Here is a 26,589-nt window from a genome sequence, read left to right as displayed (position 1 = left end):
GCATGGCGGACGCACTCGCATGGCTCGGTCGCATACTGCTCAGGCGTGCTCCGCTTCCAGCAGCCGCCGCTTCACCGTCGCGCCGAAGCCCGCGTCCCGGATGATGTCGAGGTGGCCGGTGCGCTCGACCACCTCGGTCGAGAGCACGCGCGCGCGCTCGGGCCAGCGGCGCAGCACGCCGGGGGCGCGCAGGGAGGCCTCGGCATGGAAGACCTGCACCGGCAGCTCGGTCTTGGCTTCGGCATACCGCGCGGACTGCACGCGGCTGTCGAGCGTGGCCCAGAGCAGGTACTCGTAGGCTTCGTCGCCCGCGCCGTCGAGCGGCGACACCCAGGTGGGCGCGAGCAGCTGCTCGGCCACCCAGCTGCGCTCGGCTTCGCTCATGCGGCCCAGCAGCTCATGCCACTGCGCCGCCATCTCCGACCTTGCGAGCCAGTCGGCGAGCACCGCGTCGGCTTGCGCGCGCTCGGCCGGCGAGAGCGTGCCTGCGGGCACCATCGGCTCGGCCTCGAACACGTCGACCGCGCCGAAGAACACGATCTCGATGCGGCCCTGGAGCTGGCGCGCGACCTCGAAGGCCAGGTCGCCGCCGAGCGACCAGCCGAGCAGCGCGCAGCGGCCGCCGGTCGCGGTGGCGACGATGAAGTCCGCGTACTCGGCCGCGAGCTCGCGGATCGCGAAGCCGCGCCAGCGCTTCTGCGTGTAGACATGGCTCACGAAGGCATAGACCGGCCGGTCGTCCTGCACGGCGCGCGCCAACGGCTGGAACTCGCGCGTGTTGACGATCAGCCCCGGCAGGCAGAACAGCGGCACGCCCGCACCGCCCGCATGCAGGCACACCGCATCGTGGGCGCCGCCGGCCTGCCGCTGCACGCGCGCGGCGAGTTCCTGCAGGCTGCCGGCCTGCATCACGTCGGCCAGGCCGAGGTGGCTGCCGCCGGGCAGTCGCTTTCGGGCCTGCGCGATCAGCCGGAGGCTCAGCAGCGAATCGCCACCGAGTTCGAAGAAGTTGTCGCCGCGGCCGACCTGCGCGACGCCGAGCACTTCGCGCCAGATCGCGGCGAGCGCTTCCTCGGTCTCGCCCCGTGGCGGTTCATGGTCGCGCTCGCCTGCAAACGTGACCTCGGGCAGCGCCTTGCGATCGACCTTGCCGTTGGCATTGAGCGGCAGCGCATCGAGCACCACGCAGGCGCGCGGCACCATGTAGTCGGGCAGCCGCTTCGCGAGCCGTTCCCGGAGCGCCTGCGTGTCGATGGCTTGCCCGGCATGCGGTGCGAGGTAGGCCACGAGCCGCGCGCCCGTGGGCGCCTCCTGCGCCACCACCACCGCCTCGCGCACCTCGGGCTGCGCGAGCAGTTGCGCCTCGATCTCGCCGAGCTCGATGCGAAGCCCCCGGATCTTCACCTGGTGGTCGATGCGCCCGAGATACTCGATCTGGCCTTCGGTGTTCCAGCGCACGAGGTCGCCGGTGCGGTAGAGCCGCCCTCCTCCTTGGCCATGGTCGAACGGATCGGCCACGAAGCGCTCCGCCGTGAGCCCCGCCCGGTTCAGGTACCCACGCGCCAGGCTCACGCCACCCAGGTACAGCTCCCCCGCCACGCCCCTCGGCACCCGGTTCAGCTCGGCATCGAGCACATGCGCGCTCGTGTGGCTGATCGGCCGGCCGATCGGCACCAGCGGCTGGCCGTCGTCACGGCAGGTCCACTGGGTGACGTGGATCGTGGTCTCGGTCGGGCCGTAGAGGTTCTGCAGGGTGGCGGCCTGGAGCCGTTGCAGGGTCTCGCGCTGGGTCTCCGCGGGCATGGCCTCGCCGCCGCAGATGATGTGGCGCAGCCGGGTGTGGGCCTCGATGCCCTCGTGGGCGAGAAAGGCCTGCAGCATGGCGGGCACGAAGTTGAGGGTGGTGACCTGGTGGCGCCGGATCAGCGCGACGATGCGCGCGGGGTCGCGCTGGTCGCCGGGCTGGGCCACCACCAGCCGGGCGCCGGCGGTGAGCGGCCAGAAGATCTCCCAGCAGGACACGTCGAAGCCGAAGGGGGCCTTGTGCAGCACGGCGTCTTCAGCCCCGAGTCCGTAGGTGCGCTGCATCCAGGCCATGCAGCTCGCGAGCGCGGCATGGCGGATGGCGGCGCCCTTGGGGCGGCCGGTGGAGCCGGAGGTGTAGATGACGTAGGCGAGGTGTTCGCCGTGCAGGGGGACCTGGGGGTCGGAGTCGGGTTCGCTGGCGAGGTCGAGGCGGTCGAGGTCGAGGGTGGCGATGGCGGTGGAAAGGCTGTCTCGCGTGGGCTGGTGCACGAGCAGCAGCGCGAGGCCGCTGTCCTCGGCGATGTAGGCGAGGCGATCGGCGGGATAGTCGGGGTCGAGCGGCACGTAGGCGGCGCCGGCCTTGAGCACGGCGAGGATGGCGACGACGAGTTCGAGGCTCCTTTCCATGGCGATGCCGACGCGCTGCTCGGGCTGGATGCCGAGGGCGATCAGGCGGTGGGCGAGGCGGTTGGCGCGGGCTTCGAGGTCGGCGCGGCTCAGGGTCCGGTCGGCGAAGCACAGCGCCGTGGCCTCGGGCCGCAGTAGCGCCTGTCGCGCGATGGTGCGGTGCACCGGCTCGTCGACGGGCTCGCGCTGCGGGTTCACGCCCCAGGCGTCGAGCTGCGATCGGTCGGCGGCATCGAGCAGCGCCACGTCGCCCACGGCCCGCGCATCGTCGCCGGCCAGCGCCGCGAGCATCGCGACGTAGTGCGCCGTCATACGTTCGATGGTCGCGCGCTCGAACAGCTCGGCCGCATGGATGAAGCTCGCATGCACCCGCCCGTCGGCATCCTCGCGCGTGTTGAGCACCAGCTCGAACTGCGCCGCGGGCGCCGCGAGCGCGTAGTCCTTGATCGCGAGCCCGGGCAGTTGCGCGAGCGCGCGCCCGTCGGTGCGCTCGTGGCTGAACATCACCTGGAACAGCGGGCTCACGCTCCGGCTGCGCTCGGGCTGCAAGGCATCGACGAGCTGCTCGAACGGCAGGTCCTGGTGCGCCTGCGCGCCCGTGGCGGCCTCCCTGGCCTGGGCCAGCACCGCCGCGAGGCTGGTGCGGCTGTCGACGATGCCGCGCAGCACCTGCGTGTTCACGAAGAGCCCGATCACGCCTTCGGTCTCGGCGCGATGGCGGTTCGCGACCGACACGCCCACGCGGATGTCCCGCTGGCCGCTGTAGCGGTGCAGCAGCGCCTGGAAGGCGGCCAGCAGCACCATGAAGAGCGTCGCGCCCTGCGCCCGGGCGCGGCGCTGCAGGGCCTGCACCAGCGCGGGCGGCAGATCCACGCCATGCCGCGCCGCGGTGTAGTGCCCGTCCGGCCGCCGGCTGTGGTCGGTCGCGAGCTGCAGCACCGGCTGCGCGCCGCCGAGCCGCTCGGTCCAGTAGGCGAGCTGCTTCTGCTTCTCGCCGGCCTCGAGCCAGTTGCGCTGCCAGGCCGCGTAGTCGGCATAGCGGATTTCGAGCGGCGCCAGCGCCGGCACGCCGCCCTGCACCCGCGCGCGGTACTGCGCCACGAACTCGCCGACCAGAAGCTGCATCGAGCCGCCGTCCGAGACGATGTGGTGCATCACCAGCACGAGCACATGCGTCTGCGGGGCGAGCCGGATCACGCCCACGCGCATGAGCGGGCCGGCCGTCAGGTCGAAGGGCGTGGCACCGAGGCGGCACGCCGCCTCGCGTGCGAGCGCCTCCACGTCGCCTGCCGCGCCCGTGAGGTCGGTCAGCGCCACGTCGGCCTTCGCGTGGTCCTGCACATGCTGCTCGCACTGCCCCTCGGCATCGGGCCGGAACACCGTGCGCAGCGAGGCGTGGCGCTCGACGATCGCATCGAAGCTCGCGCGCAGCGCCGTCACGTCGAGCGCGCCCTGCAGCCGCAGCGCACCCGAGATGTGATAGGCCGTGCTCTGCGGATCGAGCTGCCAGAGAAACCACTGCCGCAGCTGGGCGTACGAAAGCTCGGCCTTCTGCGCCGCCGGCAGCGGCACGATCGGGAGCTTCGCGAAGTCCACGCCCTGCGCCTGCAGCAGCGCGAGAAAGGCCTTCTGCTTCTCGCGCGGCAGGCGCGCGAAACGCTCGGCGATGCCGTGTCTGTCGATCTGCGCCATCAGTCCTCCAGAAGGTCGAGCATCGCGGCCATCTGCGCGAGTTCGTCCGGCCCGTCGGCGCTCGCCGCGTCGGCCGCTTGCCGCACCACGGCGGCCATGGCCGCCAGCGAGGGGTTCTCGAAAAAGCGCTGCAGCGGCAGCTGAACCGCGAACCGTTTCTGCACCCTGGACTGCACCGCGAGCAGGCTCAGCGAGTGGCCGCCGAGTTCGAAGAAGTTGTCGTCGCGGCCCACGCGCGCCACCTCGAGCACCTCGGCCCAGATCGCCGCGAGCGCGGTCTCGGTCTCGCCGCGCGGCGCCACCTGCGCACCGCCGCCCGTGCGTTCCGGCTCGGGCAGCGCCTGGCGGTCGACCTTGCCGTTCGCATTGAGCGGCACGGCGTCGAGCACCACGATGGCCGCGGGCACCATGTAGTCGGGCAGCGTCTGCGCGAGCCGCCCGCGCAGTGCCGCGGATTCCAGCGCATGGCCTGCGCGCGCGGAGAGGTAGGCGACCAGCCGCGCGCCGCCGGCGCCGTCCTTCGCGAGCACCACCGCCTCGCGCACGCCGTCCTGCGCGAGAAGCTGCGCCTCGATCTCGCCGAGCTCGATGCGGAAGCCGCGGATCTTCACCTGATGGTCGATGCGCCCGAGATAGTCGAGCCCGCCGTCCGCGCGCCAGCGCACCAGGTCGCCGGTGCGGTAGAGCCGCCCGCCCGGCGGGCCGAAGGGTGCGGCCACGAAGCGCTCCGCGCTCAGGCCCGCGCGGTTCAGGTAGCCGCGCGCGAGGCCCGCGCCCGACACGTGCAGCTCGCCCGCCACGCCGGCGGGCAGCGGGTTCAGGTCGCCGTCGAGCACCCACATGCCGAGGTCCGGGATGCAGGCGCCCACCGGGCTGCTCTGCGTCTCGAGGTCGGCGCGCACGATCGGCCGGTAGGTCACGTGCACCGTGGTCTCGGTGATGCCGTACATGTTGACGAGCTGCGGCTGCGCATCGCCGAAGCGGTCCATCCAGGGCCGCAGGCTTTCGGGTTCGAGCGCCTCGCCGCCGAAGATCACGCAACGCAGCGGCAGGCGAGCGCCGGCCGCGAGCGCCGGGCTGTGCACCAGCTGACGGAACGCCGAGGGCGTCTGGTTCAGCACCGTGACGCGCTGCGCGCGCAGCAGCGCCACGAAGTCGTCGGGCGAGCGGCTGACGCCGTACGGCACGACCACGAGCCGGCCGCCGGTGCACAGCGCACCGAAGATCTCCCACACCGAGAAGTCGAAGGCGTAGGAGTGGAAGTTCGTCCATACGTCGGCGGGGCCGAAACCGAACCACTGCTGCGTCTGGTCGAGCAGCCGCACGACGTTGCGGTGCGTGAGCTGCGCGCCCTTGGGCCGGCCCGTCGAGCCCGAGGTGTAGATCACGTAGGCCAGGTGGTCGGCATGCACCTCGACGGCCGGCGCCTGCGCGGGGCCGGCCGAGAGATCGAGGGTGTCGAGCGCGAGCACGTGCACCCCCTCCTGCGAAGGCAGCGCGGCCAGCACCCGTTCGTGCGCGAGCAGCAGGCGGATGCCGCTGTCGGCCACCATGTAGGCGAGGCGGTCGGCCGGGTAGTCGGGATCGAGCGGCACGTAGGCGCCGCCGGCCTTGAGGATGCCGAGCAGGCCGACCACCATCTCGAGCGAGCGCTCGACCGCGATGCCGACCCGGACCTCGGGCCCCACGCCCAGGCCCGCGAGCCGGTGCGCGAGCCGGTTGGCGCGCGCGTCGAGTTCGCGGTAGCTCAGCGCTTTGTCGCCGAAGACCACGGCGATCGCGTCGGGATGCGCCGCGGCCCGGGCCTCGAAGCGGCGGTGCAGCGAGGGCGCACCGGCCCCCGCGGTCGAGGCCGGCACGGGCGCCGGCGCGTGTTCACCGGGCAGTCCGAGATCGCCGACCCGCGCCGCCGGTGCATCGGCCAGGCCGAAGAGCAGCGCCTCCATGCGCTCTGCGAGCAATGCGACGGCCGCATCGCCGAAACGCTCGCGCGCATGGCTGTAGCTCAGCACCAGCGTCTCGCCCAGGTGCACCGAGAGCGTCATCGCGTAGTTGGTCTCCTCGCGGATGCGCACCTCGCCGAAGCGCAGCCGCTCGGGCGCGCCCTGCTTCAGCGCCTGGTCGAGCGGATAGTTCTCGAACACCAGGATGCTGTCGAACAGCTCCTGCCCGCCCTGCCCGGCCCAGCGCTGGATCTCGTAGAGCGGCGTGTGCTCGTGCTCCTGCGCACCGAGGTTCTGCGCCTGCAGCGCGCGCAGCCAGTCGCCCACCTTCTGCGCGGGCGCGAGCGTCGCCACCACCGGCAGCGTGTTGATGAAGAGGCCGAGCAGCTGCTGCGCGCCGGGCAGGTCCACCGGACGGCCCGCCACGGTGGCGCCGAAGCTCACGGTGCGCTGCCCGGTGTGGCGCGCGAGCAGCAGCGCCCAGGCGGCCTGCACCAGCGTGTTGACGGTGACGCGTTCGCGCTTCGCGGCGGTCAGCAGCGCGCGCGTGCGGGCGGCATCGATCGCCACGCGCCGCATGCCGTGGCCCGGCGCGGCGTCGCGCGGCCGGGGCAGCGCATCGGCGAGCCGCGTGGGCCCTTCGAGGCGGGCCGTCTGCGCGCGCCAGTAGGCCTCGTCGGCCGCGGCATCGCGCCGCTGCAGCCAGCCGATGTAGTCCGCATAGCGGCCGGCCGGAGCCGCGAGCTGTTCGCCCGCATGGTGCCGCAGCACCTCGCCGAGCAGCTGCGAAGTGCTCCAGCCGTCGAGCAGCAGGTGGTGCATGGTCCAGACGAAGTGGTGCCGCGCCTCCGCCGTGCGCACCAGCGCGAGCCGCATCAGCGGCGGCCGTGCGAGGTCGAAGCCCTGCGCGAGCTCCGCCTGCGCCAGCCCGTCCAGCGCGGCCGCGAGATCGTCCCGGCCGCGCCAGTCGTGCGCGGCCACCGGCAGTTCGAGTTCGCGCGCCACCCATTGCAGCGCGGGTTCGCCGGCCAGAAAGCCGGTGCGCAGCACCTCGTGGCGCGCCATCGCCGCGCGCCATGCGGCCATGAAGCGCCCGGCGTCGAGGCCGTCGATGTCCACGCGCATCTGGTTCAGGTAGGCGCTCGCGCCGGGAGCGTAGAGGCTGTGGAACAGCATGCCCGACTGCATCGGCGACAGCGGATACAGGTCGGCCAGGTTGGCCGCCGGCAGCGCGAGCGCATCGAGCTGCGGCTGCGCCGCAATGCGCGCGAGCGGAAAGTCCGAAGGCGAAACGCCCGCGGCGCCGCTCGTGCAGTGCGCCACCAGCGCCTCCAGCTCCTCGCGGAAGCGCTGCATCCAGCCTTCCACCGCGCCACGCGCATGCCGCGCGCCGCTGTAGCTCACGCGCAGCCTCAGCATGCCCTCGTAGACCTGCCCGTTGACCGCGAACTCGTGGGTGAGCGGCGCGCGCGCGTCCACGGGCGCGCCGCCGCGCTCCGCTGCGGGCACCCAGGGCGAGCGGCCGTCGAAGCCGCCGTCGAACTGCCCGAGGTAGTTGAAGACCACCTGCGCGCGCGGCAGCGAGCGCATCGCCGCACGCTGTTCGGCGCTGCCGAGGTAGCTCAGCACGCCATGGCCGAGCCCCTTGTCGGGAATGCGGCGCAGGCTTTCCTTCACGCGCCGGATCGCCTCGCCCGGCGCGCCGAGCGGATCGAGCGCCACCGGGAACAGCGTGGTGAACCAGCCCACGGTGCGCGACAGATCGATGTGCGCGAACAGATCCTCGCGGCCATGGCCTTCGAGATCGACCAGCAGCCGCGCGTGCCCGGCCCAGGCGCAGAGCGCGCGGCCCAGTGCGGTGAGCAGCAGGTCGTTGACCTGCGTGCGGTAGGCCGCGGGCGCATCCTTCAGGAGCGCCTGCGTGGTGGCGCGGTCGAGCCGGAACTCGACCTGCCGTTCTTCGGCGACGGTGTTCGGCGCCTCGGGGTGCGCGCACGGCAGCGCCGCGGGCACGCCGGCCAGCGACTGCCAGTGGCCGATGCCCTCGCCCTGCGCACGGGCGTAGTCCTGCAAGGCCACGGTCCAGTCCTTGTAGCTGCTGCTCTTGGCGGGCAGCGCGATCGCCTCGCCGGCCAGCTGCCGGCAGTACGCGGCCTGCAGGTCCTCGAGCAGGATGCGCCACGAGACGCCGTCGACCACCAGGTGATGCACCGCCAGCAGCAGCCGCGACTCGCCGCCCGGCAGTTCGACCGCGAGCGCGCGCAGCAGCGGCCCCCGCTCGATGCAGAGGCTGCGCTGCGCCTCGTCGCACAGCGCCTCGCAGTGCGCCGCGTCGCGGGCCTGGCGCACCCAGAGCAGTTCCTCGAGTTCGTCGCGCGGCATGGCGGTGTAGCGCTGGCGCCAATGGCCGTCGGCATCGCGCGCATAGCGCAGCGACAGCGCATCGTGGTGCCGCACCACGGCCTGCAGCGCCACGCGCAGGGCCGCCGGCTGCAGCGGCTCGCGGCAGGCCAGCAGCACCGACTGGTTCCAGTGCCCGCGCACCGGCATCGCCATCTCGAAGAAGGCCTGCTGGAACGGCAGCAGCGGCACCTCGCCCGCGACGTCGCCGCCGGGCATGGGCTTCGCGTCGTCGGCCGCCTCGGCCACCGCCGCGAGCTGCGCCACGGTCTGGCGCTCGAAGAGCTGGCGCGGCGTGAGCTTCCAGCCGGCGAGCCGCAGCCGGGCGACGATCTGCAGGCTCAGGATCGAATCGCCGCCCAATTCGAAGAAGTTGTCGTCGCGCCCTACCCGCGGGAGTCCGAGCACGCCGGCCCAGACCGCCGCGACCGCCTGCTCGGCCGGACCCTGCGGCGCCTCGAAGGCCCGCGCCTCGTTCGCCGCCGGCGCGGGTTCGGGCAGCGCCTGGCGGTCGACCTTGCCCGCGGGGCCGATCGGCAGCGCGTCGAGCACGACGATGGCCGCGGGCACCATGTGGTCGGGCAGCGCGCGCGCGAGCCGCTCCTTGAGCGCCGCCGCGTCGATCGAGCGGCCGGGCTGCATCGACACATAGGCCGCGAGCCGCCCGCCGCGCGCCACCGCCACGGCCTCGCGCAGCTCGGGCTGGGCGAGCAGTTGCGCCTCGATCTCGCCGAGTTCGATGCGGAAGCCGCGCACCTTGACCTGGTGGTCGATGCGCCCGAGGTATTCGAGCTGGCCGTCCTCGCGCCAGCGCACCCAGTCGCCGGTGCGGTAGAGGCGCCCGCCGTTGTCGTCGAAGGGATCGGCGACGAAGCGTTCGGCCGTGAGCGCGGCGCGGTGCAGGTAGCCGCGCGCGAGGCCTTCGCCGCCGAGGTAGAGCTCGCCCGCGACGTGGCGCGGCACCAGGTTGAGGTCGGCATCGAGCACGCGCGCGCTGCGGTCGCCCACGGGGCGGCCGATAGGCGCATAGCCCGCGTCGAAGCCCGCGTTCGCATCGACCTTCCAGAGCATCGGCGTGACCACCGCCTCGGTGGGGCCGTAGCCGTTGATCAGCAAGGCGGGCTTCAGATGCCGGCGCACCGCGTCGAAGCCTTCGCGCGGCATCGCCTCGCCGCCGAAGGAATACAGCTGCACCGGCGGGCAGCGGCCGGTGTCGCGCGCCCAGTCGGCCAGCTGGCGCAGGTAGGCCGGCGGAAAGCCGGCGTTGGTCACGCCATGGCGCTGCATCTCGGCCAGCGTCTGCTCGGCGCTCCAGAGAGAGGCGTCGCGCAGCAGCAGCGAGGCGCCGCAGCCGAGCGCGGTGAACAGCCGCTCGTGCGCGCCGTCGAAGGAGAACGAGAGAAAGTGCAGCTCGCGCGAGTGCGGCCCCATCTCGTAGAGCACCGCGGTCTCGACGCAGTGCGCGGCAAAGGGGCCGTGCGCCACCATCACGCCCTTGGGCATGCCGGTCGAGCCCGAGGTGTAGATCACGTAGGCGAGGTGGCCCGCCTGCACCTCGAAGGCGGGCGCATGCGCGGGGCCGGCCGCCAGGTCGGTGGTGTCGAGTTCGAGCACGCGCACCTGTTCGCCGCAGGGAATGCGCGGCCGCACGTGGCTTTGGGTCACAAGCAGTTCGATGCCGCTGTCGGCCGCCATGTAGGCCAGCCGGTCGGCCGGGTATTCGGGGTCGAGCGGCACGTAGGCGCCGCCGGCCTTGAGGATGCCGAGCAGCCCGACCACGGCCTCGAAGGAGCGCTCGACCGCGATGCCGACGCGCGTATCGGGCCCCACGCCGAGCGCGACGAGCCGGTGCGCGAGGCCGTTGGCACGGCGGTCGAGTTCGCCGTAGCTCAGGCGCTGCTCGCCGAAGAGCAGCGCAGTGGCCCCGGGCTGCGCGCGCGCATGGCGCTCGAACAGCCGGTGCACCGGCGCGCAGCCGCGCCGCGCCGGCGGGTTGACGCCCCATTGCGCGAGCTGCGCGCGCTCGGCCGGCGCCAGCAGCTCGATCTCGCCCACGGTGCGCGCCGGGTCCTCGGCCAGCGCCGCGAGCACCGCGAGGTAGTGCCCCGCCATGTTCGCCACGGTCTGCGGCGTGAACAGCTCCTGCGCACAGTGGAAGCTCGCCTGGAGCCCGCCCTGCGCATCCTCGATCACGCTCAGCGTGAGTTCGAACTGCGCGGCCTGCCCGCCGAGTTCGTGCGGGCGCAGCCTGAGGCCCGGCAGGCTGTCGAGCGCGCGGTGGTCGCGCCGCTGGTGGTTGAACATCACCTGGAACAGCGGCGCGGTGCCGAGGCTGCGCTCGGGCTGCAGCGCTTCCACCAGCTGCTCGAAGGGCAGGTCCTGGTGCGACTGCGCGGCCAGCGCCGCGGCGCGCGTGGCGGCCAGCGCCTGCCGCAGCGTGGTGCGGCTCGCGAGCACATTGCGCAGCACCTGCGTGTTGACGAAGAAGCCGATGACCTTCTCGGTCTCGACGCGGTGGCGGTTGGCCACCGGCACGCCGACGCGGATGTCGGGCTGCGCCGTGTAGCGGTGCAGCAGCACCTGCAGCCCGGTGAGCAGCACCATGAAGAGCGTGGCGCCCTGCGCTTCGGCGCGGCGCTGCAGTGCGTCCGCGAGCCGCTGGGGCAGCGCGACGTCGTGCCGCGCGGCGTGGTAGCGGCCGTCGGCGCGGCGCGGCCGGTCGGTCGGCAGCTGCAGCACCGGATGCTCGGTACCGAACGCGGCCTTCCAGTGTTCGAGCTGGCGCTCCTTCTCGCCGGCCTCGAGCCACTGGCGCTGCCAGACGGCGTAGTCGGCGTACTGGACCGGCAGCGGTGGCAGGCGCGCGGGCTCGCCGCCGACACGCGCGCGGTACTGCGCCGCGAACTCGTCCACCACGATCTGCAGCGACCAGCCGTCGGAGACGATGTGGTGCATCACGACCACCATCAGGTGCGTGCGCGCATCGAGGCGGATCAGCGCCACGCGCAGCAGCGCGTCGGCGGTGAGGTCGAACGGCGCTTCGACGATGCGGCGCGCTTCCTCGTGCGCGCGCGGCTCGCGTTCCCCGGGCGCGAGCGCGGCAAGGTCCACGAACGGAATCTCCAGCGCCGCGGGCGGGCGCACCACCTGCTCGACCATTCCCTCGGCGTTCGCGCGGAACACGGTGCGCAGCGCCTCGTGGCGCTCGACCAGCGCATCGAAGCCGGCCTGCAGCGCCGCGCGGTCGAGCGTCCCTTCGAGCCGCAGCGCGCCGGCGATGTGATAGGCGGCGCTGCCGGGCTCGAGCTGCCAGAGGAACCACTGCCGCATCTGGGCGTACGAGGGCGCGCAGGCGGGACGCGCCTCGGCGCCGCGTTCGAGGATCGGGAACTGGCCGATCGTGAGCCCCTCGGCGCGGATCTTCTGGTACACCGCGCGGCGCTGCGCCGGGTTGAGCCGCGCGAAGCGGCGGCCGATCTGGTCGTGGGTGGCGATCGTGTCCATCAGGCCGTTTCCTCGAGGCTGTTCATGAAGTCGTCGATGTCGGCGAGGGAGCGGCCGACCGCTTTGCCCGCAGCCGCATCGGCCACGCGCGCCGCCATGTCCTTCAGCACCGGCTGGCGGAACACGTCGGCCACCGTGAGCTCGGCATGGAGCGCCGCCTGCACGCGCGCGACCACCTGCACCGACATCAGCGAATGCCCGCCGAGCGCGAAGAAGTGGTCATGGCGGCCCACGCGCGGCACGCCGAGCACCTCGGCCCAGATCGCGGCGAGCGCCTCTTCCGTGCCGGGCTGCGGCGGCTCCCAGGCCGCCGCGCCCGCGGGTCCGGGTTCGGGCAGCGCCTGGCGGTCCACCTTGCCGTTGGGGTTGAGCGGCAGGCTGTCGAGCACCACGATGAAGGCGGGCACCATGTACTCGGGCAGCGCGCGGCCGAGGCATTCGCGCAGCCGCGCGGTGTCGATCGCCCGGCCGGCATGCGGCGACACGTAGGCCGCGAGCCGCGCGCCGCCCGCGTCCTGCCGCGCGACCACCACCGCCTCGCGCACCTCGGGCTCGGCCAGCAGCCGCGCCTCGACTTCGCCGAGCTCGATGCGGAAGCCGCGGATCTTCACCTGGTGGTCGATGCGGCCGAGGTACTCGAGCTGGCCCTCGGCATTCCAGCGCACCAGGTCGCCGGTGCGGTAGAGGCGTCCCCCGCCTTCGGTGTCGAAGGGATCGGCCACGAAGCGCTCGGCGCTCAGGCCGGGGCGCTGCGCATAGCCGCGCGCGAGTCCCGCGCCGCCGAGGTACAGCTCGCCCGCGGCGCCCGCCGGCAGCAGGTTCAGCGCGGCATCGAGCACATGCACGCGCGTGTCGTCGATCGGCCGTCCGATCGGCACCTGGGCGCGGCCGTCGTCGCGGCAGGTCCAGTGCGTGACGTCGATCGCGGCCTCGGTGGGGCCGTAGAGGTTGTGCAGCGCCACCTGCGGCAGGCGGCGGAAGACCTCGTTCTGCACTTCGGCCGGCAGCGCCTCGCCGCTGCAGACGATGCGCCGCAGGCCGGTGCAGGCCTCCACGCCGGGATGCGCGAGGAAGGCCTGCAGCATCGAGGGCACGAAATGCAGCGTGCTCACCGCATGCGCGCGGATCGCCTGCACCAGGCGCGCGGGCTCGCGGTGGTCGCCGGGCTGCGCCACCGCCAGGCGGGCGCCGAACATCAGCGGCCAGAAGAACTCCCACACCGACACGTCGAAGCTGAACGGCGTCTTCTGCAGCACCGTGTCGGCCTCGCCGAGCGCATAGGCCTGCTGCATCCACACCAGCCGGTTGTAGAGCGCACCGTGGCGGTTGGCCGCGCCCTTGGGCCTGCCCGTCGAGCCCGAGGTGAAGATCACGTAGGCGAGGTTCTCGGCATGGACCGGCACGCCCGGGTCATGCGCCGCAGAGGCCGAGAGGTCGAGCCCGTCGAGCGCGAGCACGCGCGGGAACGCGGCGCCCGCCGGCAGGCGGTCCTTCAGGTGCTCCTGCGTCAGCACGAGCGCGAGCGCGCTGTCCTCGATCATGCAGGCGATGCGCTCGGCCGGGTATTCGGGGTCGAGCGGCACGTAGGCGCCGCCGGCCTTGAGGATCGCGAGCAGCCCCACCACCAGCGCGATGCTGCGCTCCAGCGCCACGCCGACCCTGGTCTCGGGCCGCACGCCCTCGGCGATGAGCCGATGCGCAAGCCGGTTGGCGCGGCGGTTGAGTTCGCCATAGCTCAGCGCCTCGCTGCCGAACACCAGCGCGGTCGCCTCCGGCAGCTCGGCCGCCTGCCGCTCGATCAGCCGGTGCACCAGCTGCGCATCGCCGCGGCGGTGGGTGTTGACGCCCCATTGCGCGAGCTGCGCGCGCTCGGCGTCGGCCAGCAGCTCGACGGCGCCGAGCCGGCCCTCGGGCGCATGCGCCATCGCTTCGAGCAGGCGCCGGTAGTGGCCCGCCATGCGCGCGACGGTGTCGGCCTCGAACAGTTCGGCCGCATAGCGGAAGTTGGCCTGGATGCCGCCGTCCTCGCGCTCGATGGTCTCGAGCGTGAGTTCGAACGGCGCGGCCCGTTCCGCGAGGTCGATGCGCCGCACGCGCAGGCCGGGCCAGCCGCGCAGCGGGCGGTCGCCCGGCCCCAGGTGGTTGAACATCACCTGGAACAGCGGCGCCGCGCCGTGGCCCTGGTCGGCGCGCAGCGCCTGCACCAGGCATTCGAAGGGCAGGTCCTGGTGCGCCTGCGCCTCGATGGCGGTGTCGCGCACTTGCGCGAGCAGATCGGCAAGGCAGGTCTGCGCATCGAGGCGTGCATCGAGCACCAGCGTGTTGATGAAGGCGCCGACCACGCCCGCCGTCTCGGGCCGCCCCCGGCCCGCGACCGGCACGCCGACGCGGATCGCGGGCTGGCCAGTGTGGCGGAACAGCAGGCCATGGAAGGCCGCGAGCAGCACCATGAACAGCGTGCCGCCCTGCGCGCGCGCGCGCTGCCGCAGCGCCTGCGCGAGTTCCGCAGGCACCTCGAGCGCATGCTGCGCCGCGCTGTAGCGCGCCTCGGCCGGGCGCGGCCGGTCGGTCGCGAGCGCGAGCACCGGCTGGCTGCCGCCGAGCCGCCGGCGCCACCAGGCCAGCTGCCGCTCGCCTTCGCCCTCGGCGAGCCATCGGCGCTGCCAGCGCGAGAAATCCACATAGCCGATCTCGGGCGCGGGCAGCGCGATCGCCGCGCCCTGCAGGCGCATCGCATAGCCCTGCGCGAGTTCGTCGAGCATGCATTCCACCGACCAGGCGTCGGAGACGATGTGATGCATCATCAGCAGCAGCTGGTGTTCGCCCTCGCTCATCTTCAGCAGCGTGCAGCGCAGCAGCGGGCCCGTCGTCAGGTCGAAGGGCGCGCGGCACGACTGCAGCGCGGCCTCGCGGTAGCGCGACGCGCGCGCGCCGGCATCGAGGGCGCTCAGGTCGAGGAAGGGCATGTCGATGCGCACCTCGGCCAGCACGCGCTGCACCGGCAGCCCGTCGGGACCGGGGCCGAACACGGTGCGCAGCGCCTCATGGCGCCGCGCGAGCGCCTGCATCGCATCGTGCAGCGCCGCCGCGTCCAGCGGACCCGAGAAGCCCAGCGCGCCGCCGATGTGATAGGCCGTGTTGCCGGGGTCGAGCTGCCACAGGAACCACTGGCCCTGCTGCGCGAAGGACACGGGCGCGGGCCCGTCGACGGGCATGCGCGCGATGGTGTCGCGCGCCGCGGGCGGCGCGCCGCCGGCGTCGCGTTTCAGCCGGCTTTGCAGCAGGCTCAGTTGCGCGGGCGACAGCTTCGCGCGGCGTTCGGAAAGAGGGGACATCTCGCTCATGGGGTTGAAAGACTTGCAGGAATGCCGGCCGTGGCGGCTTCGCCGGCGCCCGGGGCCTCGCGCTCGATCTGCTCGATCAGCCGCAGCTCGACCAGCGCCGCGAGTTCGGCCACGGTCGGGGCCTTGAAGAAATCGGCCGGCTGGAGCTCCACGCCGTAGGCCTTGCGCACGCGCGACAGCAGCCGGATCGCGAGCAGCGAATCGCCGCCCAGTTCGAACAGGTTGTCGTGCGCGCCCACGGGCGCGATGCCGAGCGCGTCGGTCCAGAGTTCGGCCAGGCCGGTCTCGAGCTCGCCTTCGGGTTCGGCGAAGGGCGTGGAGAGTGCGGGCCGCGCATGGCTGCCACCGCCTGCGCGCGCATCGGCCGCGGGCGCGGCATCGAGCGCAGCGAGCAGTTCGCCGACCGGGCGCAGCCGTGCCGCGAGCGGCGAGGCGGAGACCACGGTGTGCGGCAGGTCCGCGCCGTCGACGATGCGCTCGAAGGCCTGCACGCCGGTGCGCTCGTCGAGGCCCATGCCCTCGGGCAGGTCCATGTCGGCCGCGGCGCCGAGGTCGCGCCATGCGTCCCAGGCGACCGAGAACACGGGCAGCGCCGAAGCGCGCCGGTTCGCGGCCGCGAAGGCATCGAGAAAGGCGTTGGCCGCGGCATAGTCGGCGCGGCCGAGGCCGCCGAGCAGCGTGGCGATCGACGAGCACAGCAGCACGAAGTCGAGCGGCTCGCCGCCGAGCGCCTCGAACAGGATGCGGGTGCCGGCGACCTTGGGCGCGAACGCGGCCTCGACCTGCGCGCGGGTGCGCTGCGCGATCATGCCGAGGCCCGGGTCCATCACGGCATGGACCGCGCCGTGGATGGCGCCGAAGCGCGCATGCACCGCCGCGACCGCATCGCGCATCTGCGCGGCGTCGGTGACGTCGGCCGCGAGCGTCAGCACCTCGGCGCCTTCGGCTTCGAGTTCGGCCAGTTGCCGGAGCCGGCGGCGCAGCGCGGCAGGCTGGCCGGCGTCGGCGACGATCCCGTCCCACGCAGCGCGCGCGGGCAGCGGCGTGCGGCCGAGCAGCACCAGCCGCGCCTTCCAGCGGCGGCTCAGCTGCCGCGCGAGCGCGAGGCCCACGCTGCCCAGGCCGCCGGTGATCAGGTACACGCCGCCCTCGCGCAGCCGCGGCGTGGCGGGCCGCGCGGGCAGCGGCTCGTAGCGCCGCGTCCACCGATGCGGACCGCGCCATGCGACCACGAAGTCGTCGTGCGCGGCGGCCGCTTCGTCGGCCACGCGGCGCGCGAGTTCGGTCTCGGCCGCACTCTCGGGCGCGGGCAGCACCACGTCGATCACGCGGCAGGCGACAGACGGGTATTCCTGCCCCAGCACCTTCGCGAAGCCGGTCAGCGTGGCCTTCGCAGGCACCAGCGGCTCGGTGCCCGCGACGTCTTCGAGGCCGTCGGCCACGATGCTCAGCGCGAGCGGCGGCCGGCCCGAGGCACCGAGCGCGTCGAGCGCCTGCGCGAAGGCGAGCAGGCTCAGGCAGCCGGCTTCGAACACCTCGGCATCGGGCGCATGCCGCGCACCGTCGAGGCTCCAGAGATGGTGGAGCCGCCGCAGCGGGCCCGCCTCGGCCTCGACCGCGCGCAGCAGCGCCGCGTGGTCGGCGCGCTCGGCGGGGCGCAGCGTGTACTGCCCCGGCGCGGTGCGCGCGAAGCGGCTGCCGCGCAGCGCGAGCACCACGGTCTCGCCGCGTTCGCGCAGCGTGCGCGCGAGCCGGTCGGTGAAGCTGTTCGCATCGCCGAGCACCAGGGTGCAGCCCGCATGGTCGTGCGCCGCCGCTGCAGGCGGGGCCGCGCCGCGCTGCCACACCGGCGCATGCAGCAGTTCGGCTTCCGCAGCCGGCGCGGACCGCGCGACGGCACCGGGCTCGACCCAGAAGCGCTGGCGCTGGAAGGCATAGGTCGGCAGCGGCACGCGGCGCCGCGCGGCGCCTTCGAGCGCCGCGGTCCAGTCGATCTCGACGCCGGCGCACCAGAGCCCCGCGACCGCATTCGCGAGCTGCTGGCTGTTGCGCGCGGTCTGCTGCGCATGCGCCTGGCTGGCCCAGAGGCCGGCGGCCGTGCGGCTCGCGGGATGCTGGCGCGCCAGGGCGCTGAGCGTCTCGCCCGGCCCCACCTCGAGCAGCACGCGCCCGGGCGTCTCGAAGATGTGGCGCAGCCCTTCGGCGAAGCGCACCGTGTGGCGCAGGTGCCGGCCCCAGTAGGCGGGGCTGGTGGCCTCCGCGGCCGTGATCGGCAGGCCCGTGAGGTTGGAGATGAAGGGAATGCGCGGCGCATGGCGCGGCACCGAGCCCACGAGCCGCTCGAGCGCCGCCACCGCCGGATCGACGATGCGCGAATGGAAGGCCACGGCCACATGCAGGCGGCGCGGCAGCTGCTCGCGCGCGCGCAGCGCGGCCTCGGCCTGCGCGATCGACTCCGGGCTGCCGGCGAGCACGCAGAGCGCCTCGCCGTTGACGGCCGCGAGATCGCAGCCCAGCGCGAGCAGGGGTTCAAGTTCGTCCGCCGGCAGCGGCACCGCGAGCATCGCGCCCGCGGGCAGCGCCTTCACCAGCCGCGCGCGGCCGGCCACGATGCGCAGCGCATCGCCGAGCGAGAACACGCCGGCCACGCAGGCCGCCACGTATTCGCCGAGGCTGTGGCCCATCATCAGCGCGGGCTTCACGCCGCGGTGCAGCCACCACTGCGCGAGCGCGTACTCGATGGCGAACAGCGCGGGCTGCGCCGCGTCGATCTGGAACAGGCGCGCGTCCACGCCGGCCTCTTCGCCGGGCGTGGGAAACAGCAGCGGATGCAGGTCGATGCCGCTCTCGTCGCGCAGCAGGGCCATGCAGCGGTCGAGCGCGTCGCGGAACACGGCGCTCTCGCGGTACAGCGCCGCGCCCATGCCGGCATGCTGGCTGCCGCTGCCCGGAAAGAGGAACACCACCTCGGGCGCCGCAGCCGGCGCCTGCCGCGACGCGGCCGCGGGCGATGCGAGGAGGCGCGCCGCGGTGCCCGCATCGTTCGCCACCACCGCGCTGCGCCAGGCGAAGGCGCGGCGGCCGGTCTGCAGCGTGTGGGCCACGTCGTGGAGCGCCTGGTCGGGCCGCGCCTCCAGGTGCGCGGCGAGCCGCGCGCGGCCCTGCGCGAGCGCCGCCTCGCTGCGCGCCGACAGCGGCAGCACCTGCCAGGCCAGCGCGCCCGGGGCGGCGGGCGCGGCGGCGGCCGGTGCTTCTTCCAGCACCACGTGCGCGTTGGTGCCGCCGATGCCGAACGAGCTCACGCCCGCGCGGCGCGGCGTGCCTGCCGCGGGCCATGGCCGGGCTTCGGTGTTGACGTAGAAGGGGCTGGCCGCAAAATCGATCTGCGGATTGGCCTGTTCGAAGTTCAGGCTCGGCGGCAGCACGCGGTGCCGGAGCGCCATCGCGGCCTTGATGAGCCCCGCCACGCCGGCCGCGGCATCGAGATGGCCGATGTTCGTCTTGACCGAGCCCACGGCGCAGAAGCCGCGCCGCGCGGTGTCGGCGCGGAAGGCCTGCGTGAGCGCGGCGATCTCGATCGGATCGCCGAGCGTGGTGCCGGTGCCGTGCGCTTCGATGTAGCCGATGCTCTCGGCCGGCACGCCGGCGATAAAGCGCGCCGTGCGGATCACCTCGGCCTGGCCGTCGATGCCCGGCGCGGTGAAGCCGACCTTGGCCGCGCCGTCGTTGTTGACGGCGGAGCCCTTGATCACCGCATGGATGGTGTCGCCGTCGCGCAGCGCATCGTCGAGGCGCTTGAGCACCACCACGCCGGCGCCGCTGCCGATCAGCGTGCCGCCGGCCCGGGCGTCGAAGGCGCGGCAGTGGCCGTCGGGCGAGAGGATGGCACCGGCCTGGTAGCGGTAGCCGCCCTCCTGCAGCAGGTTGAGCCACACGCCGCCCGCGAGCGCCATGTCGCACTCCAGCCCGATGAGCGCCTGGCAGGCGGCATGCACCGCGACCAGCGAGGTCGAGCAGGCCGTCTGAACCGTGACGGCCGGGCCGCGCAGGTCGAGCTTGTAGGCGACGCGGGTGCAGAGCGAGTTGCCCGAGTTGCCGTTCATCAGGCCGAGCAGGTCGGCGATGCCGCTGTCGGCGCCAAGGCCGAACGCCGGCAGCAGGTGCCGCATCAGGTAGAGGTTGGCGCCCTCGCCCGCGTAGACGCCGACCTTGCCGGGCCAGCGCGCCGGGTCGCAGCCCGCATGTTCGAGCGCGGTCCAGGCGCATTCGAGAAAGATGCGCTGCTGCGGATCGAGCGTCTCGGCCTCGCGCGGGGTGTAGCCGAAGAAGGCGGCATCGAACTGGTCGAAGCCGTCGAAGCGCACGCCGGCCTTCACGTAGTCGGGGTCGTCGATCAGATGCTGCGGCACGCCGCGCGCGCGCAGTTCCTCGTCGGTGAAGCGCGTGACCGACTCTACGCCGCCCTGCACGTTGCGCCAGAAGGCGTCGACGTCGTCGGCGCCCGGAAAGCGGCCGGCCATGCCGACGATGGCGATCTCGATGCCCGAAGGCTCGGCGGGATTCTGGAAAGCGGACATCAATGCACTCTTTCTGCCGCCTTGCGGCGTTGAAGCATCGCGGCGCGCTGGCGCAGCGCGCGGTCGTCGCCGGCGGCGGCGGCTGCGGCGGCCGATGCCGCCGCGTCGGGCGCCTCGGCGAGCCAGCGCGCGAGCGATGCCACGGTCGGGTACTTGAACAGCTGCACCAGCGGGACCGCCACCTGCAGCCGGTCTTCGAGCAGGCGGTGCGCGCGGATCAGCAGCAGCGAATGGCCGCCAAGGTCGAAGAAGTTGTCGTGCAGGCCGACCCGCGGCACTTGCAGCAGCTCGGACCAGACGGCGGCCACGGCCTGCGCCACATCGCCCTGCGGCGCCTCGTAGGCCTGCTGGCTGCCGCCCTCGGGCGCCGGCAGCGCCTTGCGATCGACCTTGCCGTTGGCATTGAGCGGCAGCGCATCGAGCACCACGCAGGCGCGCGGCACCATGTAGTCGGGCAGCCGCTTCGCAAGCCGCTCCCGGAGCGCCTGCGTGTCGATGGCTTGCCCGGCATGCGGTGCGAGATAGGCCACGAGCCGCGCGCCCGTGGGCGCCTCCTGCGCCACCACCACCGCCTCGCGCACCTCGGGCTGCGCGAGCAGTTGCGCCTCGATCTCGCCGAGCTCGATGCGAAGCCCCCGGATCTTCACCTGGTGGTCGATGCGCCCGAGGTACTCGATCTGGCCTTCCAGGTTCCAGCGCACGAGGTCGCCGGTGCGGTACAGGCGGCCTCCGCCTCCCTCTGCATCGAACGGATCGGCCACGAAGCGCTCCGCCGTGAGCCCGGCCCGGTTCAGGTACCCACGCGCCAGGCTCACGCCACCCAGGTACAGCTCCCCCGCCACGCCCCTCGGCACCCGGTTCAGCTCGGCATCGAGCACATGCGCACTCGTGTGGCTGATCGGCCGGCCGATCGGCACCAGCGGCTGGCCGTCGTCGCGGCAGGTCCACTGGGTGACGTGGATCGTGGTCTCGGTCGGGCCGTAGAGGTTCTGCAGGGTGGCGCCCTGGAGCCGTTGCAGGGTCTCGCGCTGGGTCTCCGCGGGCATGGCCTCGCCGCCGCAGATGATGTGGCGCAGCCGGGTGTGGGCCTCGATGCCCTCGTGGGCGAGAAAGGCCTGCAGCATGGCGGGCACGAAGTTGAGGGTGGTGACCTGGTGGCGCCGGATCAGCTCGACGATGCGCGCGGGGTCGCGCTGGTCGCCGGGCTGGGCCACCACCAGCCGGGCGCCGGCGGTGAGCGGCCAGAAGATCTCCCAGCAGGAGACGTCGAAGCCGAAGGGGGCCTTGTGCAGCACGGCGTCGTCGGCGGCGAGTCCGTAGGTGCGCTGCATCCAGGCCATGCAGCTCGCGAGCGCGGCATGGCGGATGGCGGCGCCCTTGGGGCGGCCGGTGGAGCCGGAGGTGTAGATGACGTAGGCGAGGTGTTCGCCGTGCAGGGGGACCTGGGGGTCGGTGTCGGGTTCGCTGGCGAGGTCGAGGCGGTCGAGGTCGAGGGTGGCGATGGCGGTGGAAAGGCTGTCGCGCGTGGGCTGGTGCACGAGCAGCAGTGCGAGGCCGCTGTCCTCGGCGATGTAGGCGAGGCGCTCGGCGGGGTAGTCGGGGTCGAGCGGCACGTAGGCGGCGCCGGCCTTGAGCACGGCGAGGATGGCGACGACGAGTTCGAGGCTCCTTTCCATGGCGATGCCGACGCGCTGCTCGGGCTGGATGCCGAGGGCGATCAGGCGGTGGGCGAGGCGGTTGGCGCGGGCTTCGAGGTCGGCGCGGCTGAGGGTCCGGTCGGCGAGGCACAGCGCCGTGGCCTTGGGCCGCAGCCGCGCCTGTCGCGCGATGGTGCGGTGCACCGGCTCGTCGACGGGCTCGCGCTGCGGGTTCACGCCCCAGGCGTCGAGCTGCGACTGCTCGGGCGCGCCCAGCAAGGCGATCGCGCCCACGGGCTGCTCGGGCGCCGCGACCAGCGCCTGCAGCACCGCGACGTAGTGGCCGGCCATGCGCGCGATGGTCTCGGGCTCGAACAGCTCGGCCGCGTAGATGAAGGCCAGCGACAGCGCGCCTTCGGGCCGCTCGCGCGCCTCGAGCGTGAGTTCGAACTGCGCCCCGAGATCGGGCAGCGCATGGCGCTCGACCGCAAGGCCGGGCAGCGCGGCCAGTGCGCGGTAGTCCTCGAACAGGTGGTTGAACATCACCTGGAACAGCGGCGTGTGGCTCAGGCTGCGCTCGGGCTGCAGCATCTGCACCACCTGCTCGAAGGGCACGTCCTGGTGCGCCTGCGCACCGAGCACCGCCTCGCGCGCCTGCGCGAGCACGCGCGATGCGCCGAGCCGGCCATGGACCGCGTTGCGCAGCACCAGCGTGTTGACGAAGAGGCCGACCACGCCTTCGAGTTCGATGCGCTGGCGATTCGCGATCGGCACGCCGATGCGGATATCCTCCTGCCCCGTCGCGCGGTGCAGCAGCGTCTGGAATCCCGCGAGCAGCGCCATGAAGAGCGTGGCGCCGTGGCGGTCCGCGCATGCGCGCAGGCCGTCGAGCAGCCCCGCCGGCAGTTCGAAGGCATGCCGCGCGGCGCTGTAGCCGCCCTCGGGCCGCCGCGGATGGTCGGTGCGCAGTTCGAGCACCGCCTGCGCATCGCCGAGCTGCGAGCGCCACCATGCGAGCTGCCGCTCGCCCTCGCCGGCCGCGAGCCACGCGCGCTGCCAGCCGGCGTAGTCGGCGTACTGGAGGCGCGGTGCGGGCACCGGCGCGGAGGCCGCGCCCAGCTGCGCCGCATAGGCCGCGGCGAGCTCGTCGATCAGCAGCTGCATCGAAGCGCCGTCGGACACGATGTGGTGCATCACCACCACCAGCAGATGGCTGTCCTCGCCGGTGCGGATCAGGCCGGCGCGCAGCAGCGGCCCCTGCGTGAGGTCGAAGGGCTCGGCCTTGAGATGCCGCGCCGCCTCGTCGACGCGCCGGGCGTCCGCACCGCGCAGGTCGGCCTGCGTGAACGGCACGGCGGCCGCGGGCCGCACCCACTGCGCGACGCCGTCGGCCGTGGCGCCGAACACCGTGCGCAGCGATTCGTGCCGCGCGACCAGCACGTCGAGCGCGGCGCGCAGCGCATCGGCCTGCAGCGCGCCCGTGAGGCGCAGCGCGCCGCTCACATGGTAGGCGGCGCTCGCGGGATCGATCTGCCACAGGAACCACTGCCGTTCCTGCGCGTGCGACAGCGGCATCGGCAGCAGCCGGTGCTCGGCGGCGCGCACGGGAATGGCCGCCTCTTGCGGCCGGCGCGCGCCCTGCGCCTGCAACTGCCGGATCCAGGCCGCGCATTCGCGCAGGCGCGGCTTCTCGAACAGCATGCGCGGGGCGAAGTCGATCTGCCAGCGTGCGCCGATGCGCGCAGCGGCCTGCGTGGCCGTGAGCGAACTGCCGCCGCGGTTGAAGAAGTGGGTGTCCGGGCCCACGGGGCTGTCGATGCCGTGCCGCCACACCGCACGCCAGATCCCGGCCACCGCTTCTTCGACCTCGTCGAGCCGGGCTTCGGCGACGGCCTCGGCCGGGCCGCCGCGCACGAAGCCGCCGAACTGCCACACCGCGTAGGCATCGGCCGTGCCGTCGCGCCAGCCGGCGCGGCAGGCGCTGCGCTGCAGCTTGCCGCTGGTGGTCTTGGGCAGTCCGCCGGGGTTGAGCAGCACCACCACCGACAGCGGCTCGCCGAACATCTCGCTGACGGCGGCGCCGAGCGCATCGACCAGCGCCTGCGGCGGTACCAGCTTCTGCATGCTGCGCGAGACCTCGGCGGCCACGCCGATGCCCTCGCCCCCGGGCCTCTCGACCGAGAACACCGCGACGCGGCTCTTGCGCACCGCATCGACCTCGGCCTCGATCAGCCGCTCGACGTCCTGCGGATAGATGTTGTGGCCGCGCACGATGATCAGGTCCTTGATGCGGCCGGTCACGTAGAGCTGGCCCTCGTGCATGAAGCCCAGGTCGCCGGTGCGCAGCCAGCGCCCGCCGCCCTGCTCGACGAAGGTCTCGCGGCTCTCGCGCGCCTTGCCCCAGTAGCCCGCGCAGACGCTCGGGCCCTGGGCCCATATCTCGCCGATCCGTCCGGGCGCCGCGGGCGACAGCGTTGCCACGTCGACGATCTCGACCCGGTGCCCCGGCGCGGGCCGGCCGCAGCCGACCAGCAGCGTGCCGCCCTCGGCGCGGGTGCCGATGCCGCGCGCCAGGTCGTCGGCAGCGAACGACTGCGCGACCATGCCGCTGCCGACCGTGCCGCCGGTGACGAAGAGCGTGCCTTCGGCGAGCCCGTAGCAGGGATAGGCCGCGCGCGCATCGAAGCCCGCGGCGGCGAAGCGCGCGATGAACGCGCGCTCGGTGTCCTCGCGCACCGGCTCGGCGCCGGTGTAGGCCACGCGCCAGCTCGAGAGATCGAGCTGCGCGAGCCGCGCATCGTTCACGCGCTCCAGGCAGAGGCGGAACGAGAAGTCGGGCCCGCCGCTGTGCGTGGCGCGGTGGCGCGAGATCAGCTCGAGCCAGCGCACCGGCCGCTCGAGAAAGTAGCCCGGCGAGGTGAGCACCAGCGGAATGCCCGCGTAGAGCGGCAGCAGCATGCCGCCGATCAGGCCCATGTCGTGGTAGAGCGGCGCCCAGCTGACGAAGCTGTCGGCGGGCCGCACGTCCATGCAGTGCTGCATCGCCGCCTCGTTGGCCATCAGGCTGCCGTGCGTCACCATCACGCCCTTGGGCGCGGAGGTGGAGCCGGAGGTGTACTGCAGGAAGGCGACGTCGCCGTCGGCCGGATCGAAGGGCACCCATGCCTCGGCGAGCGCGGCATCCACCGCATCGACCGCGATGAACTCGGCCGCACCGAACTGGCCGGCGCCCTCGCCGATCGCCTGCGCGATGGCGGTCGAGGTGAGCACGCAGCGCGCCTGCGAATCGTCGGCGATGCCGGTGAGCCGCGCGAGGTGCTGGGGCCGCATCGATTCGGGCGGAAACACGGGCACCGCGATCACGCCGCAGTAGAAGCAGGCCAGCATGCCGACGACGTAGTGGTCGCCGTTGTCGAGCATGATCAGCGCGCGCTCGCCGGGCGCGAAGCGCTGCTGCAGCCGCGCGGCGAGCGCGCGCACGCGGCGTTCGAGCGCGCCGTAGCTGATCGGCTCCTCGCGGTAGGCGCCGTCGGCCATGCCGGCGACGGTGAGCCAGGTCTCGTCGGCGCGCGCACGTGCGAGTGCGCGCAGGTGCGCCACGAAGTTCTTCGGCGGCAGATGGGCCGGGGGCGGCATTGCAGTCATGTCGATTCCTTTGCGGCACGCCAGGCGAGCGCGGCGGCGTAGCCGGGCGGCGCGGCGAGCGCCTGGACTTGAAGACGTATCCATCCGGGCACGGCGCATTCGAGGGCGAACCGCCCTTCGGCGCCGGCATGGATGGCGGTGGATGGCAGGTGCCGGGCCACGCCGGTGCCGATGGCCTTGAGCACGGCCTCCTTCGCGGCCCAGCGGTCGTAGAGCGCCCGCAGCGGGTCCGCGGCCTCGCGCACGGCGCGGCATTCGTGCGCGGTGAAGGCGATCGCGAGAACGGCCTCGGCATCGATGTCGCCACGGCGCTGCTCGATGTCGATGCCCACCGCATCCACGCGCTCCGGATCGCCGATCGCGATCAGGGCGTGGTCGCCCGAGTGCGAGACGTTGAAGGACGGTGCATCGCCGCCCAGGTCGAGGAAGGGCTTGCCGTGCGGACCAACGGCGATCGGCACGTCGGCGGGCGCACAGCCGATGCGCTCGGCGAGCAGGCGGCGCAGCGCCGCGCGCGCGGCCGTGAAGCGCACGCGGTCGGCGGTCCTGGCGAACCTGTCGGCGCGGGCGCATTCGGCGGGCGCGAGCCATCGGCGCGCCGAGGCATCCTCGGCCGCGGTGTCGAGGTCGAGGCGATGCACCTCGATGCCCGGCGGCAGCGTGGATTCAGGCCAGCGCACGGTGGGCAGCATCGGCGTCGCCGCAGGCCATGGCCTGGCCGAGGCGCCGAGTCAGCGCCGCCAGGAAGCCGGTCTCCTGCTGGCGCAGGAAGAAATGGCCGCCGTCGAACCAGTCGAGCGAGAACTCGCCGCCGGCCTCCGCCGACCATGCCTGCATGCGCGCGGCGGCGATGTCGTCGTCGCGGCCCGCGAAGACGTGCAGCGGCATCGGGAGCGGCGTTTCGCCGCGGTGGCGGAAGCCCGCGCAGACGCGGTAGTCGGCCGCGAGCACGTCGAGCGTGATGCGCAGCAGCTCGGGACTCGCGAACACCGCGTCGGGCGTGCCGCCCTGCCGGCGCAGGTCGGCGACGAGCGATGCGTCGTCGTCCTTGCCGGCGAAGCGCGCCGGATCGCGCTGCGAGGGCGCGGGGCTGCCCGCGGCCAGCAGCGCGAGCGGCAGCGGCCGGCCGGCCGAACGCAGCCGGCAGGCGACGCCGTAGGCGAGCAAGGCGCCCATGCTGTGGCCGAAGAGCGCGAAGCGGCCGCGCATCGCCTCGGCCTGCTCGATGCAGAGGCGGGCGACGAGCGCATCGAAGTCGGGCTCCAGCCGCTCGGCGAGCCGGCCGCCGCGGCCGGGCAGTTCCACCGGCACGACGCGGACCCACTGCGGCAGCAGGCGGCGCCAGCGCAGGTACATCGTGGCGCTGGCGCCGGCGCAGGGCAGGCACAGCAGCGAGACGCTCGGCTCCACGCGC

General features: G+C 73.5%; 7 protein-coding genes. All 7 read right to left on the bottom strand.

Annotation, left to right across the window (positions count from 1 at the left end; genetic code table 11):
* Positions 1-39: 39 nt before the first annotated feature.
* From M2165_RS17045 to M2165_RS17015, 7 genes are read right to left on the bottom strand one after another with little or no spacing between them, the layout of a single operon-like run.
* Complete coding sequence (locus tag M2165_RS17045) at positions 40-4,125, bottom strand: amino acid adenylation domain-containing protein (RefSeq protein ID WP_280815774.1); 4,086 nt, start codon at positions 4,123-4,125, stop codon at positions 40-42.
* Complete coding sequence (locus tag M2165_RS17040) at positions 4,125-11,972, bottom strand: non-ribosomal peptide synthetase (protein ID WP_280815773.1); 7,848 nt, start codon at positions 11,970-11,972, stop codon at positions 4,125-4,127. Before M2165_RS17040 ends, M2165_RS17045 begins: the two co-directional genes overlap by 1 nt.
* Positions 11,972-15,316 carry an amino acid adenylation domain-containing protein gene (locus tag M2165_RS17035; protein WP_280815772.1) on the bottom strand — a complete coding sequence of 1,115 codons (3,345 nt, stop codon included), beginning with the start codon at positions 15,314-15,316 and terminating at the stop codon, positions 11,972-11,974. Before M2165_RS17035 ends, M2165_RS17040 begins: the two co-directional genes overlap by 1 nt.
* Complete coding sequence (locus M2165_RS17030; protein ID WP_280815771.1) at positions 15,313-19,893, bottom strand: type I polyketide synthase; 4,581 nt, start codon at positions 19,891-19,893, stop codon at positions 15,313-15,315. Before M2165_RS17030 ends, M2165_RS17035 begins: the two co-directional genes overlap by 4 nt.
* The gene (locus tag M2165_RS17025; protein WP_280815770.1) at positions 19,893-25,175 is read right to left on the bottom strand and encodes a non-ribosomal peptide synthetase; all 5,283 of its coding nucleotides are present in this window, start codon (positions 25,173-25,175) and stop codon (positions 19,893-19,895) included. The genes M2165_RS17030 and M2165_RS17025 overlap by 1 nt, the downstream gene beginning before the upstream one ends.
* Positions 25,172-25,867: a 4'-phosphopantetheinyl transferase superfamily protein gene (locus tag M2165_RS17020; protein ID WP_280815769.1), complete on the bottom strand. Its 696-nt coding sequence runs from the start codon at positions 25,865-25,867 to the stop codon at positions 25,172-25,174. The genes M2165_RS17025 and M2165_RS17020 overlap by 4 nt, the downstream gene beginning before the upstream one ends.
* On the bottom strand, positions 25,842-26,585 hold the full coding sequence (locus tag M2165_RS17015) for an alpha/beta fold hydrolase (protein WP_280815768.1): 744 nt from the start codon (positions 26,583-26,585) through the stop codon (positions 25,842-25,844). The genes M2165_RS17020 and M2165_RS17015 overlap by 26 nt, the downstream gene beginning before the upstream one ends.
* Between the last annotated feature and the right edge of the window lie 4 nt (positions 26,586-26,589).

The sequence above is a fragment of the Variovorax sp. TBS-050B genome, assembly GCF_029893635.1.
Classification (GTDB): domain Bacteria; phylum Pseudomonadota; class Gammaproteobacteria; order Burkholderiales; family Burkholderiaceae_C; genus Variovorax.
The sequence above is the reverse complement of the archived record's forward strand: the minus strand, read 5'-3'. Positions and strand labels throughout refer to the sequence as shown.

Excerpts from the sequence above, each read along its gene's own strand:
- M2165_RS17045 (WP_280815774.1), bottom strand. The coding sequence starts at position 4,125 with ATGGCGCAGATCGACAGACACGGCATCGCCGAGCGTTTCGCGCGCCTG.
- M2165_RS17040 (WP_280815773.1), bottom strand. The coding sequence starts at position 11,972 with ATGGACACGATCGCCACCCACGACCAGATCGGCCGCCGCTTCGCGCGG.
- M2165_RS17035 (WP_280815772.1), bottom strand. The coding sequence starts at position 15,316 with ATGAGCGAGATGTCCCCTCTTTCCGAACGCCGCGCGAAGCTGTCGCCC.
- M2165_RS17030 (WP_280815771.1), bottom strand. The coding sequence starts at position 19,893 with ATGTCCGCTTTCCAGAATCCCGCCGAGCCTTCGGGCATCGAGATCGCC.
- M2165_RS17025 (WP_280815770.1), bottom strand. The coding sequence starts at position 25,175 with ATGACTGCAATGCCGCCCCCGGCCCATCTGCCGCCGAAGAACTTCGTG.
- M2165_RS17020 (WP_280815769.1), bottom strand. The coding sequence starts at position 25,867 with ATGCTGCCCACCGTGCGCTGGCCTGAATCCACGCTGCCGCCGGGCATC.